A 14,069-nucleotide genomic window follows, 5' to 3' on the forward strand; every position below is an offset into this window, starting at 1 on the left:
GGAAGGAGTGAACCTCCTAATCCGTTTGAAGCGAGCAGAATACTGGTAGTCGTTTCTGTCTTTCCGGGATAAAAATGATTCGTGATGATTAGGGCTATTGCAAACATGCCTGCCATGAACAGCCCTAAAAAGAAGCAAAGGGCAAAACCGAACCATACGTTTTTACTTAGTGCCAATACGGTAAGTGCTGCCAGACCGCCAATGCTTATGAGACGAAGATAACGGTGATATGTCAGCTTTTCTGATACCGGGCCTGTTAATAACCTTCCGATGATCATCCCCGTCCAATACACTGTAACTGTTATCGTTGCCAAAGAGTTGGGGATATCCCATTTCTCAGAGAAAATGGAGGGGATAAAATGTACAATTGAAACTTCACTGCCTCCGTAAAAGAAGAAGTAAGCCCCCGCCAAGGCAATAAACAGCAATCCGTGTGACCGATAACCGGTGCTTTCTTTTTTAGTGTCATCGGAAGAGACCTCTTTTCGGATGAGAAGCTGATCAATACTGCCGAAACTCATCTGCTTCCATGCGATTAAAAGTGCAAAACTGGATAACCCTAATACTAAAAAAGCAATTGTCCACATGTGGTTGTTGATAAGAAAGCCTGAGAGCAGAGGCATGAAAAGCGCACCTAATCCGTAGGCCACTTCCATCTTGCTCATGGCCACAGCCTGTCTTTCTTTAATAGCGGTGAGGATAATCGTGCCTACACAGGATTCCACCAATCCGGCGCCAAGCCCCGCGATGCTGACGAGAAGAAAGAGCAGCGGCCAGGGCGGCAGGAAGGTGATGAACATTTCACAGCTGATGAGTGCCAGGCCAAAGATAACGACGTTTTTGCGCCCAAGCTTTTTCACCATGTATGGCATGCCAATAACACCGATGAGAAAGCCCATGAACTGAGAGAATACCAATACTCCGCCATTACTGTAGCTTTGTGAATAATGTGTGAGTAACTCAGGCAGTACGGCTCCCAGAATAACAAGTGTAAAAGCAATCGATCCATAAGAAAAACAGCTTATCCACAGCAGACGAGATTTCATCATTTTATCTCCTTATTCGTAAAATAATATTTCTCTCTACTCGTATGACATGACGTTTTTACAAAAAATCCAAGTATTGTTACTATATCACATAACTTTTTCTCGTACATCCCTTATGGTAACGTTAACAAATTGTTAACATTTTTTACAAGAAAGATCGTTGACATTATTTTCAATAATTAATACGATAAAAAGCGAAATTCTAATAATTTCATAGGGGTGGTATTTGTGGGAACGAAGGAAATCACGAATCCAGACAGCTTGTATTACAGTGTTGACGATGTAGTAATGGAGCGCGGAGAAGGGATTTACCTGTACGATCAAGAGGGGAATGAGTACATTGATTGCGCTTCTGCCACATTTAACTTGAATTTAGGATACGGTAACAAAGAAGTCATTGATACGGTTAAAGAACAAGCCGATAAGCTGATCCATGTGACATCATCTTTTCAAACAGACGCCGTAAATAAACTGGCAGAAAAACTAGTAGAAATCGCCCCCGATAATCTCACAAAAGTACACCCTAAAGTCAGCAGCGGTTCCGGTGCAAATGAAGGAGCTATTAAAATGGCTCAGTATTACTCCGGAAAAACCGATGTCATCTCCTTATTTCGAAGCCACCTCGGACAAACGTATATGACTTCCGCTTTGTCCGGCAACTCATTCAGAAAAGAACCTTTCCCGCCGCAAATTTCTTTTGGCCTTCAAGTCCCCGATCCGTATTGCAGCCGCTGTTTTTATAATCAGAAACCTGATTCATGCGGTATGCTGTGCGTAGAAAGAATTAATGATTTTATTGAGTATGCGAGTAATGGGAAAATTGCCGCCATGATTATTGAACCGATATCCGGAAACGGTGGAAACGTCGTTCCGCCTAAAGAGTATTTTAAACAGCTGAGACAGCTTTGTGATGAACACGATATCGCCCTGATTTTTGATGAAATTCAGACCGGGTTCGGACGGACGGGCAAAATGTTTGCCGCGGACCACTTCGATGTGAAACCTAATATGATGACGGTAGCAAAAGGGCTCGGGGGCACAGGCTTCCAAGTCGCCGCCACTCTGACGGAGGACAAGTATACCGGGCTTCCGGGGTATACGCACTCCTTCACGTACGGCTCAAATGTGATGGCCGCCGCTGCCGCGTGTAAAACCATAGATATCATGCAGCGTCCGGGATTTTTGGAAAATGTAACGACGGTCGGTCATTATATTATGGATCGCTTAGAAACGATGAAAGAGGATTTCGCTTTTATTTCTGAGGTAAGAGGCGTCGGTCTTATGATCGGTGTGGAAATTGTCAAAGAGAACAATGAACCGGATGTGGAATTGACCAATTATATTGCCAAACGGGCGATGGATTACGGGCTGATTCTCCGGACATCCCGTTACGGGTTCGGAAATGTATTTAAAATCCGTCCGCCTTTAACCATTACACTTAGTGAAGCCGAAGTGCTCTGCTACAGACTTCGCAAGCTATTGGAGGAAATCAAGTGAGAGACTATATCATTGAGCTTGGACAATTTGTTTATCATAAGGTGAAAAGTCAAAAAGGCACGCTGAAAAACCGGCTCGTAAACGGCTATTCTCCGGGAGGCGACGCCCAATTTAACATAGACGCCGCTGCTGAGGAGGCGGTGTTGGATTATATTCAAGATAAGGGCCATCCGGTTGCTTTTTACACGGAGGATGGCGGCCTGAAGCTGATTGGAGAAGATCCGCAATATATTTTAATTGTAGATCCGATAGACGGAACGCGTCCGGCCGCCGCGGGGCTTGAAATGTCGTGTATTTCGATTGCGCTTGCTTCATATAAGCCAAACGCAAAGATTAAGGATATCGAATTTGCTTTTTTGCTTGAATTGAAATCGGGCGCTTACATGTACGGTGATATTTACAGCGACGCCATTCAGTTTGAGGGGTATCAGGGAGAATTGCCGAATTTGAGCGAAGTGCGGGATATTAAAAATATGTTTTGGAGCCTTGAGTTTAACGGGCATCCGGCACAGCTGATGACGGATGCATACGGTCATCTGATTGACCGGTCAGCCAATAATGGCGGGGTTTTTGTTTTCAACAGCGCTTCTTATTCGATTTCACGAATTATCACGGGGCAGATGGATGCTTATGTGGATATCGGCAATCGTCTGCTGAAAGATGATCCGAAGCTGCTTTCAGATTTTCAGCAGGTCGGAAACGGAGAGGTGCTGCATTTGTTTCCTTATGATATTGCCGCAAGCGTCTTTTTGGCGAAGAAAGCAGGAGTGGTCATTACGGATGCATACGGCCGGTCTTTGGACGAAACGCTTCTGACAGATTTAAGTTATCAGAACCAGCAATCATGTATTGCGGCATCAACGAAGGAGCTTCATCAAACATTGTTAGACCAAATCCGCTGGGGCAGAAAGGAAGAGAAATATGAAGGCGTTGGTCTGGACTCCTAATGATAAGCTTGAATATCAAGAGGTGGACGAGCCTCAAATTCGGAAATCCAATGATGTGAAAGTGAAAATTTTCGGCACCGGTATCTGCGGAACGGATTTAAATGTGTTGAAAGGAAAAATGAATGCAACCCATCATATGATTATGGGGCATGAATCGGTGGGAGCGGTCGTGGAAATCGGACCGGACGTGACAAATGTAAAAGTCGGAGACCGCGTCGTGATTGATCCTACGCAGTTTTGCGGGAAATGTCATTATTGCCGGAGAGGGCTGACGTGTTATTGCGAAACCTTCGAGGATTGGCAGCTCGGAATCGGGGCGCACGGAACGTTTGCGGAATATTACGTCGGAGAAGACAGGTTCATGTACAGAATTCCGGATTCAATGGAATGGGAGCGGGCCACATTGGTTGAGCCTCTCTCCTGTGTGCTGAATGTTGTGGACAAAGCTTCGATTCAGCCGGAGGACTCGGTCTTGGTTTTGGGGTCGGGGCCAATCGGACTGCTTGTGCAAATGATGGTGAAAAAACTGGCGCGGTTGACGGTTGCGACTGAAATAGGCAGTTTCCGAAGCGAGGCGGCGAGCCGGATATCGGATTATGTCTACCACCCTGAAGCATTAACCGTGGATGAAGTGAAACGGATTAATCAAGGAAGAAAATTTGATGTAATTTTTGACGCGATCGGCAATCAGCTTGATTGGGCTTATCCTTTTATTGAAAAGGGAGGCAGAATCGTGCCGATGGGCTTTGATGATACGTATGAGATGACAGTCAGGCCGTACCAGCTGCTGTCAAACGGCGTAACGATTGTGGGCACAGGTGAAGCCCGTCAGATCATGGAGGCTGCGTTAGCATGCGCGTCCGACCTTCCGCAGCTCTATGATTTTATTACGGAAAAGACGGAACTGAAGAATTATGAAGAAGCCATTGATCATCTCATGGGCATCGACCCGGTGACAAAAGAAAGAAAGGATATCAGCGCAATAAAAACGATTCTTGTGTCTGATCCGGAACTTTTATAAAAGCGGAAACGGCTCCAGTGAGAGCCGTTTTCTTTTCTTTTTTATACGGTCTTGCACATTTCTTTAAAGTTTAATATGATACTCTTTGTTAACCATTCCTTTCCTCAAGACATTATACTCTGAGCGTGTCCCCTTTTCCCCGTAAGCTTGCCTCATATTCCCCAGATAAAAATCAATGTTTCCAACTGATAGGGTGCGGATTTTTATAGTGAAAAGGAGTCGTTATCATTTGAAAGATTATACGTTACAGCAGCAATGGTTCGGGAATGTACGTAAAGACATTCTGGCCGGTATTCTGGTTGCTCTCGCTCTGATCCCTGAGGCGATCGGATTTTCAATTATTGCAGGTGTCGATCCGATGGTCGGCCTTTATGCATCATTTTGTATCGCGATTATTATTTCTATCTTCGGCGGCAGACCGGGAATGATTTCAGCCGCTACGGGTTCAATGGCGGTTGTCATGGTGACATTGGTGGCTGATTACGGGCTGCAGTATTTGTTTGCGGCAACCATTTTGACAGGTATTATTCAATTTATTCTTGGTGTCAGTAAGATAGCGAAATTGATGAAATTTATTCCGCGTTCGGTCATGATCGGATTTGTGAATGCTTTGGCGATCTTGATTTTTTCTGCGCAGCTGCCGCAGTTCAAAGGAGCTTCATGGGTCATGTACGCCATGCTTGCCGGATCACTGGCTATCATATATCTTTTGCCGAAGGTTACGACGGCTGTACCGTCTCCGCTGGTGGCGATTATTGTCATGACGATCATTGCGGTGGTCTTCCATGCGGATGTCCGCACGGTCGGTGATATGGGCGGGATTACAAGTTCACTTCCGCATTTCTTGATACCGGATGTTCCGTGGACGTTTGAGACATTGCGGATTATTTTTCCGTATTCACTGGCGCTTGCATTCGTCGGATTGCTTGAGTCATTGCTGACGGCCCAGATCATTGACGAAATGACGGATACGGATAGTGATAAGAACAAAGAAAGCCGCGGACAAGGCATCGCCAATATTGTGAACGGGTTTTTCGGAGGCATGGCCGGATGCGCCATGATCGGCCAGTCTGTCATTAATACGAAAGCCGGCGGTCGCGGCCGGTTGTCGGCTTTTACGGCCGGAGCGTTTTTAATGTTTTTAATTGCCGTATTAAGCGGTATCGTCGTGAAAATTCCGATGGCTGCGCTTGTGGCCGTGATGGTTATGGTGTCCATCGGCACGTTCGACTGGTCATCGATTAAAGGTTTGCGGAAAGCGCCCCTTACTGATTCGATCGTTATGGTGATTACCGTCGTGACGGTCGTTCTGACAAATGATTTATCGAAGGGTGTTTTCGCGGGTGTGCTGCTAAGCGCGATCTTTTTTACGGCGAAAATTTCTAAGCTGAAGATTGTGTCACATTCCGAACAAAAAGATGTCAGAACTTATAAGGTCACGGGCCAGATCTTTTTTGCTTCCGTGTCTGAACTGATGAATGCCATCGTTTATGATGAAGACGTGAAACGGATTATCATTGATTTGACCGATGCCCACGTGTGGGATGATTCTGGAGCGGCTGCTCTTGAGAAGATTGTCGCCAAATGTAAAGAATACGAAATTGAGGCTGAATTAAAGGGATTAAATCAGAAAAGCCGAGATTTAATGAAACAAATGGCATAGAATTTGTGAAGTCCGGATGAATATATCCGGGCTTTTTTTCGGTTAAATTTGCCGGTGTGCATTGTTATAATGAATGAGACTTGAAAACCGTATATAGGAGACTTGCATATGATGTGGCTTCAAAAGTTGAACCAAGTGTTGGGGAGAATCATGCCGCTTTTGACTCCGTCTAGTGTGGCGGCGGGTGTGCTGTTATCTCAGCATATCAGCTGGATGGCCGGCGCTGTGCCGTGGATATTTGCATTTATTACATTTACGGGCAGTCTGAGTGCCAATTTTCAATCGCTGAAGCGCAGTATCGAGAAGCCGCTCCCGATGATCATGGCATTGTTTGTTCTGCATATTTTCATGCCTGTTTTTGCATGGGGAAGCGGCCATCTGATTTTCAGCGGTGACCCTTTAACTGTGACGGGGCTGATTATGGGTGTGGTGATTCCGACCGGAATTACGAGTTTGATTTGGGCTGCGATGTATAAGGGAAATGTCGGATTGACGCTGTCTATTATCCTGGTTGATACTGTACTTTCTCCTTTTATCGTACCATTAAGCCTGTCTGTCCTGGCCGGGGCGAATGTTCAGATGGATGTGTGGGGCATGATGAAAGGGCTGGCGGAGATGGTGGTGATTCCGTCCATCGCAGGGATGATGGTCAACCAGTTTTCCCCGCTGGTAAGGACTCAGGCGATAAGCCGGTCACTGTCTCCTTTTTCAAAAATCTGTCTGATGATTGTCATTGCCATTAACAGTTCGGAAATCGCGCCGTATGTCACGCACGTGGATATCAAATTTGCGGGCATCGCAGGCACGGTATTTTTTATTGCCATGACTGGTTATGCCGTGGCTTGGCTGATCGGAAGACTGATGAAGCGGAGCCAGGATGAAATCGTGTCTCTGATTTATACAGGGGGCATGCGCAATATCAGCGCCGGAGCCGTTCTCGCCGTGTCTTTTTTTCCGTCTCAAGTGGCGGTTCCGGTCGTCATCGGGATGCTCTTTCAGCAAATCCTTGCCGCTTTGTTCGGCTATTTGCTGAGACGCTTTGAGCTTAAGCCGGTCGTGATCAAGTATGAAAAAAACCGCTCAGTCACGTGAGCGGTTTTTTCCGTACAGCCAGCTTAGTGCTGAATTGAATTGTCGTTTGAACGCTTCTTGATGGTGCACGGCGCCCTCTTCGACAGTGAAAGAGAGCTGAGATTGAGAAAAGCCTTTTTGCCTCAGGCTTTTATGCACTTCTTTATTTTGTCCGATCGTGGTGTTTTGGATGTTACATTTTTGCTCTGCTTCACGGCTGCCGACAGACATAAAGATACGCTGCCGTGCCGGCCGCAAAGGTGCGGAGCGGACATAATCTGCTGATTTTTCATACCAGAAGGAACCGGAAATACAGCCGATTCTGCCGAATATTTCAGGCTTTTGCAGCATCGCGTATATCGAAAACAGTCCGCCTAATGACGCACCGATCAGTCCTCTCGTTTCCGGATGCGCAGCAATGTGATGCGTATCTTCAACAGTGGGAATAATGACATTTGTCAGCTCCTCGAGAAAGAGCCTCCCTTTGCCGCCGAAATCATGAAACGCAGGGCTCAGGGAAGGCGCGGGCCATGGCGTGTACTCATCGAGTCTGTCAGCCGGTTTGATGCCGATGAAAATCAATTCGGGAAGTGTTCCGTTCGTAAATTGGGATTCAAGCTTATCTATCTGTTCTAAAAACAAAGAACCCCCGTCAAGTACGTACACACAGGGTAAAGCCCCTGTTTGAACCGAATAGGAAGGAGGAAGATACACAGTGCATTCCCTTCCGTTTATCGGGTGTTCTGTAAGGGTGCCTCTCATGCGTCCATCCCCTTTTTTTGCTTAAACAGAAGAAAAAAGAAATAAGGAACGCCGAGAATTGCAAGGATAATTCCCGCCGGCACTTCTGAAGGCTGAAAGAACAATTTGCCCGCAAAGTCGGCGGATATGACGAGGAGCATACCGACCAGTCCGCTGACCGGTAATGAGTATCTGTGCTCAATCCCGGCGAGCCTGCGGGAAATATGGGGCGCGATCAGTCCGACAAATGCCATGCTGCCCGCTGCGGTTACACATGCGCTGATCAAAGCGATGCAGGCAATGAGCAAAATGGTTTTTTCTTTATTGGTTGAAACACCGAGGCTTTTCACCGTGTCCTCATCGAAACAAATGGTATCCAGCAATGACGTTTTCGCCATAAGAAGAGGAATGAACAAGATCAGCCACGGAAGGATTGCCGTAATGGTCATCCAGTTTGCCGACCAGATGCTGCCGTTTTTCCAAACCATCGCCATCTCATAATCCTGCGGGTCCATTTTTAATGATAGAAATAAAGACAGCGCGCTGAATCCGGAATTCATGGCGATCCCAACGAGAATAATTCTGCCCGATTCCAGATGCCCCCGGTGCCAGGCGAAAATATAGATCAGCACGGCCGCCATCAGTCCTCCGATGAGGCCGAAGACAGGCATACCCATCGCAGAGGCAAGTGCCGTCGCTTCAGATTGACCCTGAAACAGAAGCATAAACGTGACGATTCCCGCTCCGGCTCCTGCATTAATGCCCAAAATACCGGGATCGGCAAGACCGTTTTTGGTAATGGCCTGAATAACGGCTCCGGCTATCCCCAATCCGAGTCCGATGGCAGCAGCCATGACTATGCGCGGCAGCCTCAGCTGAAACAGCAAAATGTCATATTGCGGATTCGGATGGATGCGGAAAAGCGTACTGAGCAGTTCACCCGGCTTTGCGGAAAAAGAACCGCTTGTCATGCTGAAATAACTTACGAGCAATATGAGAGCAATCAGAATGATATAAATTCCTGCCATTTTACGCACCACGCTGATCCCCTCCTTTTCTTTTAATCAAATAAAGAAAGAAAGGAACACCGATGATAGAAGTGACAACTTCAATAGGCGTTTCAAACGGATAATTGATGAATCGGCTCGCAAGGTCGCAAAGGGTCAGAAAGACGCCGCCGATAATGCACGCGCATGGGATCAGCCTGCTGTAGTCCGATCCGACGAGAAAACGTGTGATGTGCGGAACGACTAAACCGACAAAGGCAATTTTTCCGGCGAGCGCCACCGAGCTTCCGGTCAATATGACAACAGCCGCCATCGCCATGAGTTTGATGGTTCTTTTCTGCTGTCCCAGACTTTTTGAAATGTCGTCTCCTAATGATACGGCAGTGACCTTTTTGCTGAGAATCATGGCCGTAATGATTCCGATCGCAAAAAACGGGACGGCCAGTTTCAAAAAATCAGGGTTCATTTGATGCAGTCTCGCACTGTACCAAAAACTGAGATCCTGCGAAATTTGAAAATAAATCGAAAGCGCAGCCGACAGACTGCTGAGAAGCATACTGGTCACCGTTCCGATAATGGCAAGCTGCACCGGGGTAAAACCGCCGGGAAGAATGGAGGCCAGCCCGAAAACAAGAGCGGCGCCGAATGCGGAACCGATAAACGAGTATATGATCATTTCAATGGATGTCGATTGAGGGAGCAATACCATACAAAGGGTGATGATAAAAGCGGAGCCGTCCGACACACCCATGATCGAAGGCGAGGCCAGATAGTTCCGTGTGATTCCCTGCATGAGCGCTCCGGAAACAGCAAGGGCGGCGCCGATAAACATAGCGCCGGCAGCCCTCGGGATTCTTGAATGCCATATGATCTGATGGTCGGTATTCTCCGGATTAAAGTGCAGCAATGCGGAGAACACGGTATGGATGTCAAGCTGCTTTGCGCCGTATAAAACGGAAAGGAGCAGTGACAGAACAATGGCAATCGGTGAAGCAATGATAATAATGTGTGTCCGCCGTTTTGCATACATGTGAAAAACCTACTCTTTATTAGTCTTGAGTCAATTTGTCAGCCGCAACCTGTAAGAAGCTGATTTTACTCCACGCGGTTCCGCCTTGGGCTAATGGATCAATCGTATTGACGTATACATGGTCTTTTTTGACTGCCTTCAGGCTCTTCCAGATCGGATTTTTCTCTAAGTCTTTCAAAGCGTCAGGCTTATCTGCGTTTTCGTCATCAGAAAATTGTACGAAGATATGGTCAGGGTTCATTTCGCTTAATTTTTCAAGAGAAATCAGTTCCTGCGCTTTCGCCGCTTTGACTTCGTCCGGCGCCTTCAGGCCTAAATCACCGTAAAGCGTGGAGTTGAAATAAACTTGTTCAGGATAAATATAAATATTGCCTTGTCTGATTCTGATGACCAGCGCGTTTGACTGTTTCGCTTTGCTGTTGATCTTTGTTTTTGTCTTTTTCAGGTCCTGTTCGTAATCTGCGATGATTTTTTTCGCTTTTTTCTCTTTATCTGTAAGCTGGGCGAGCAGTATCATGTTTTCTTTCCAGTTTGATGAGATATGAGAGACAGGGATCGTTTCAGCGGTGCCGCTCAATTTTTTCAACGTTTTTTCCGGGAATTTGGTTGATGCCAGAATGACGTCCGGCTGCAGCTCAAGAATTTTTTCCATATTCGGCTGCATTTTTTCCCCCGTTGATACGGATTTATCTGTAATATCTTTAAACAGTTCCGGGAATTTGCCGGAGAAAGAAATTGCTCCTGCCGGATGAACGTCAAGCAATTTGGCGTCTTCCATTGATTCTACGCTGCCTGTAATGGCGATTTTGTCAGTCGGCGCTTTGACTTCATATGTTTTTCCGAGATATTCGATTTTCTTTTTATCTGAAGAAGCGTCCTTTCCTTTACTTGCTGTATCAGATGTTTCTGAGCTTCCGCAAGCCGCGGCCGTGAAAGCCAAAAGCAAAATCATGAAAGCGAATGCCAATTTCTTCATCTATTGTTCCTCCTGTTCAATTGATAACTATTATCAATTGGAATTATAGAGAATGAATAGGGATAAGACCATGGATAATTTTCGGCATTACCATGGACGATCTTCGGATAAAATGGAAATGCTTTGCTCGATCATCCGCTGATGTCCGCTTGGAGAATATTCAATCCACGGGTCAGATGAAATGGGAAACACGCGTTTATTGCTGACGGCACTAAGGTTCTGCCATATCCCGGACTGCTGAATCCGCTGAAAATAGCGAAGCGTTTCCGGTTCTTTACAAGTGAAAAGCATGATGCAGTCAGCCTGGCAATCCGCCAGCATTTCCAAGGAAATCTTTTCGTCAGGAGCAAAAGATTCCGGTTTTGCGGAGGCAAAGTCTAAATCACCGAAGAAGACTTCCTCAATACTGTTGTTATGGGCGATGTACATATTTTCTTTATATACACGGACAAATAAGAACCGCTGGTGCCGCACATGTTTAAGAGCATCTTTCGCTGAATGGGTGAGACTTTGATAAGTTTTAAGCCAGTGCCGCGCTTCCTGCTCTTCATTTAGATATGCGGCTGTGCGAAGAAACTGGTCTCTCCAATTCTCTTGAGCCGGAAGGTAAAAAACTTCAGTGATGTCATTCAGGCGCTGTTTTTCTTCTTCACTGACAGAATCGAGACTGAAAATGATGTCCGGGGCAGCTTGAGACAGCGTATGCAGGTTCTCTTCCCAATTTGCATTATAGCGGTAAGCGCTCAGGTGAACCGGAATATCGGAAGAGAATTGTTTGTAATAATAGGCCGTCCATTTCGGGTGCAGCGCCGCAGCGTAAGGCACGTGATGCAGAGGAATCAGATGCCCCATCGTTTCTTTTCCGTACGCGGCCATTTTTGTGCGCCTTTTTTTCATGTAGCTTGTAGGTGAGCTGCCGGTATGTTTTTTAAAGATGCGGCTGAAATAAAATTCGTCCTGGTAGCCGATTTGATGAGCGATTTCCCGCAGTTTGCAGCTTGCCTTGGCCATCAGTTTTTTCGCATTGGTTATGCGGATGTCTGTGATATATTCAGTTACGCTCTGCCCGTATAGTTTTTTAAAGGTTTCACTGTAATGCTTGGGACTGATTCCCGCCATATGAGCGAGCTGGGTGAGCGTGATTTTTGTGTCGGACTGAGCATGTATGAATTGTTTTGTCTGTTCGATCGCCGCTTTCGTATTATTTTGATGGCATACTTTTGCGGCATAAAGGTCGTACATCAGCTGCTGAAAGTCGGCTGTATATTTCATTTTCTGCAATCCATCCGCCGATCGCACGTTTTCAGAAAGTGATTGAAGCCGGCTTGTCAAATGATCAACCGTTTGTAAATTCATTTGCTGAAGTCCGTGGAAGATGTCTTCCCCGTTATCCGGAAGCATCGCTTCATCATCTGAGGAATAGGAGAAAACACGGAGTCTGACGATATACAAATGGATGCCGCCTGACGATATAGGGGCAATATTGAATGTCTCATCACAAGGACAGATGTAGAGCGTTTCCTTCTGCAGCGGAAAGCTGTCTGTTCCGATATCAATTTGTCCCTCGCCTTTCACATGAAAGATCAATACGGGGGAATCAGTGAGCTGATGCTCTGACAGAAGGTCGGCTGTTTTTTTCACGGAGATGATATCAATGGGCTGAAAGAATAATGTGTTTTTCATGAGAAACCACCTTTTAAGAAACATTCATTTAAATGATAACTGTTATCAATTAAATTGTACCAAATAAATGAATGTTTTCCTATAAAAAGCGGAAATGTGAAATGCGACAAAATGTTACACGTGTAACACGGATGTTGTCAGTATATGAGGTATTGTTTTCTTAGAGTTTTGAATTGGTCCAGCCGGCGTTGATATGTGCCGGTGATGTCTTCAATGGAAGCGCCTTTTTCTATTTTTTTGCGTACCCAGCCGTTACCGATCAGCTTGTCAAAAGAGCCTGTCGGCAAGAATGAAAAGTCATTCGGATATAAGTCATGCATGGTTTTCAGAATGGAGAGCCCTGTTTTTGCCGCTTCAAATGTGTTTCTGTTTGTTACGTAGACTTGTACGCCGTGGCACAGCTTGCCCTGGTGCTTGGAGAAGCTGGGGATGAATGAAGCGGCTCTGAAGGTGACGCCCGAAAGCTTGAGACTGTTCAGGCGTTCTTCGAGCTCGGTGCTTTTCATATAAGGCGCGCCGATAAGTTCAAACGGCTTTGTCGTGCCCCTTCCTTCGGATACGTTTGTGCCTTCGATTAGTCCTGTTGCCGAATATGCAAATATGCTGTCCGGGGTCGGGATATTAGGCGAAGGGAGGACGAACGGCAGACCGGTATCTTCAATCGTCATCGTCCGCTTCCAGCGCTTCATTTTTACGACGGTGAGGTCGGCGCCAATATGAAACTCTTTATTGAATAAAAGAGCAAGCTCACCGATCGTCATGCCGTGCTTCAGCGGGATCGGATACAGTCCGACAAATGAAGCGTAATCCGGTTCAAGAACCGGGCCGTCCGGATTTCGTCCGCCTTGCGGATTCGGCCGGTCCAAGACATAAAAAGGAATGCCCTTTTCTTTGGCCGCTTCCATGGCATAGGCCATTGTATAAATGTAGGTGTAGTACCGGGTTCCGACATCCTGAATATCGAAAATCAGCACATCTGTATCTTTCAGCATGTCAGGTGTCGGTTTCCTCGTCTCCCCGTATAGGCTGTAGACGGGAAGCCCTGTTTTTTCGTCTATATAGGATGTGACTTTACCTCCGGCCTGAGCATCGCCGCGGACACCGTGCTCCGGTCCGAATAATGCCGTCAGGCGGATGTCTGGCGCCTCATACAGCACGTCAACGCTGCTTTTCAATGATGCGTTCACACCGGTCGGGTTGGTGATCAGCCCGACCCTTTTTCCCTTCAGTTCCTGTTTATAATCTTTCAGCAGGCGGTCGATGCCTGTTTGGATGCTTGGTTTCTTGGCGGTATGAAGGTTTCTGTCAGAAGCCGCCGAGACTGCTGTCATAGCACTGATGACGACAAGTCCGGCGAGAAGTGCAGCCGTATGTGTTTTCATAATCA

At 46.5% G+C, this 14,069-nt stretch carries 12 protein-coding genes (1 of these 12 running past the window's edge); 5 read left to right on the plus strand and 7 right to left on the minus strand.

Annotation, left to right across the window (positions count from 1 at the left end):
• Nucleotides 1-1,046 carry the 5' portion of an MFS transporter gene (locus tag L3V45_RS01005; RefSeq protein WP_003156787.1) on the minus strand. Its footprint begins 166 nt before the window's first position, so 1,046 of the gene's 1,212 nt are visible here — the first part of the coding sequence; the start codon lies at nt 1,044-1,046; the stop codon falls past the left edge of the window.
• 228 nt (nt 1,047-1,274) lie between these two features.
• Between L3V45_RS01005 and L3V45_RS01010 the strand changes: the two genes are divergently transcribed.
• The 5 genes from L3V45_RS01010 to L3V45_RS01030 all read left to right on the plus strand — a co-directional run bounded on the left by L3V45_RS01010 (nt 1,275) and on the right by L3V45_RS01030 (nt 7,266).
• Complete coding sequence (locus tag L3V45_RS01010) at nt 1,275-2,543, plus strand: aspartate aminotransferase family protein (protein ID WP_015388774.1); 1,269 nt, start codon at nt 1,275-1,277, stop codon at nt 2,541-2,543.
• The gene (locus tag L3V45_RS01015) at nt 2,540-3,490 is read left to right on the plus strand and encodes an inositol monophosphatase family protein (RefSeq protein ID WP_236837218.1); all 951 of its coding nucleotides are present in this window, start codon (nt 2,540-2,542) and stop codon (nt 3,488-3,490) included. The genes L3V45_RS01010 and L3V45_RS01015 overlap by 4 nt, the downstream gene beginning before the upstream one ends.
• Nucleotides 3,465-4,511, plus strand: a complete 1,047-nt coding sequence (locus tag L3V45_RS01020; RefSeq protein WP_003156784.1) for a zinc-dependent alcohol dehydrogenase — start codon at nt 3,465-3,467, stop codon at nt 4,509-4,511. The genes L3V45_RS01015 and L3V45_RS01020 overlap by 26 nt, the downstream gene beginning before the upstream one ends.
• A 229-nt stretch (nt 4,512-4,740) precedes the next feature.
• Complete coding sequence (locus L3V45_RS01025; protein WP_003156783.1) at nt 4,741-6,174, plus strand: SulP family inorganic anion transporter; 1,434 nt, start codon at nt 4,741-4,743, stop codon at nt 6,172-6,174.
• Between the two features lie 150 nt (nt 6,175-6,324).
• Nucleotides 6,325-7,266 carry a bile acid:sodium symporter family protein gene (locus L3V45_RS01030; RefSeq protein ID WP_234949720.1) on the plus strand — a complete coding sequence of 314 codons (942 nt, stop codon included), beginning with the start codon at nt 6,325-6,327 and terminating at the stop codon, nt 7,264-7,266.
• Here L3V45_RS01030 and L3V45_RS01035 read toward each other — a convergent pair.
• From L3V45_RS01035 to L3V45_RS01060, 6 genes are all read right to left on the minus strand, one after another.
• The gene (locus L3V45_RS01035) at nt 7,255-8,007 is read right to left on the minus strand and encodes an alpha/beta hydrolase (protein ID WP_236837219.1); all 753 of its coding nucleotides are present in this window, start codon (nt 8,005-8,007) and stop codon (nt 7,255-7,257) included. The genes L3V45_RS01030 and L3V45_RS01035 overlap by 12 nt on opposite strands.
• Nucleotides 8,004-9,014, minus strand: a complete 1,011-nt coding sequence (feuC, locus tag L3V45_RS01040; protein ID WP_043867611.1) for an iron ABC transporter permease FeuC — start codon at nt 9,012-9,014, stop codon at nt 8,004-8,006. Before feuC ends, L3V45_RS01035 begins: the two co-directional genes overlap by 4 nt.
• 1 nt (nt 9,015) lies before the next feature.
• A complete protein-coding gene (locus L3V45_RS01045; protein WP_003156779.1) occupies nt 9,016-10,023 on the minus strand; it encodes a FecCD family ABC transporter permease in 1,008 nt (335 codons plus the stop codon).
• A gap of 19 nt (nt 10,024-10,042) precedes the next feature.
• Nucleotides 10,043-10,999 (minus strand): ABC transporter substrate-binding protein, encoded by a 957-nt coding sequence (locus tag L3V45_RS01050; RefSeq protein WP_069013304.1) that lies wholly within the window; start codon nt 10,997-10,999, stop codon nt 10,043-10,045.
• An 87-nt stretch (nt 11,000-11,086) separates the two neighbouring features.
• Nucleotides 11,087-12,682 (minus strand): bacillibactin transport transcriptional regulator Btr, encoded by a 1,596-nt coding sequence (gene btr, locus L3V45_RS01055; protein ID WP_057080157.1) that lies wholly within the window; start codon nt 12,680-12,682, stop codon nt 11,087-11,089.
• A 137-nt stretch (nt 12,683-12,819) separates the two neighbouring features.
• Nucleotides 12,820-14,064 carry an exo-beta-N-acetylmuramidase NamZ family protein gene (locus L3V45_RS01060; RefSeq protein WP_236837220.1) on the minus strand — a complete coding sequence of 415 codons (1,245 nt, stop codon included), beginning with the start codon at nt 14,062-14,064 and terminating at the stop codon, nt 12,820-12,822.
• Nucleotides 14,065-14,069: the final 5 nt, after the last annotated feature.

The sequence above is a fragment of the Bacillus sp. R45 genome, from assembly GCF_021729365.1.
Taxonomy (GTDB): Bacteria; Bacillota; Bacilli; order Bacillales; family Bacillaceae; genus Bacillus; species Bacillus velezensis.

What these genes read in the sequence shown, in the direction of transcription:
- L3V45_RS01020 (WP_003156784.1), top strand. Translation starts at nt 3,465, where the DNA reads ATGAAGGCGTTGGTCTGGACTCCTAATGATAAGCTTGAATATCAAGAG.
- L3V45_RS01030 (WP_234949720.1), top strand. Translation starts at nt 6,325, where the DNA reads ATGCCGCTTTTGACTCCGTCTAGTGTGGCGGCGGGTGTGCTGTTATCT.
- L3V45_RS01035 (WP_236837219.1), bottom strand. Translation starts at nt 8,007, where the DNA reads ATGAGAGGCACCCTTACAGAACACCCGATAAACGGAAGGGAATGCACT.
- feuC (WP_043867611.1), bottom strand. Translation starts at nt 9,014, where the DNA reads ATGGCAGGAATTTATATCATTCTGATTGCTCTCATATTGCTCGTAAGT.
- L3V45_RS01045 (WP_003156779.1), bottom strand. Translation starts at nt 10,023, where the DNA reads ATGTATGCAAAACGGCGGACACACATTATTATCATTGCTTCACCGATT.
- L3V45_RS01050 (WP_069013304.1), bottom strand. Translation starts at nt 10,999, where the DNA reads ATGAAGAAATTGGCATTCGCTTTCATGATTTTGCTTTTGGCTTTCACG.
- btr (WP_057080157.1), bottom strand. Translation starts at nt 12,682, where the DNA reads ATGAAAAACACATTATTCTTTCAGCCCATTGATATCATCTCCGTGAAA.
- L3V45_RS01060 (WP_236837220.1), bottom strand. Translation starts at nt 14,064, where the DNA reads ATGAAAACACATACGGCTGCACTTCTCGCCGGACTTGTCGTCATCAGT.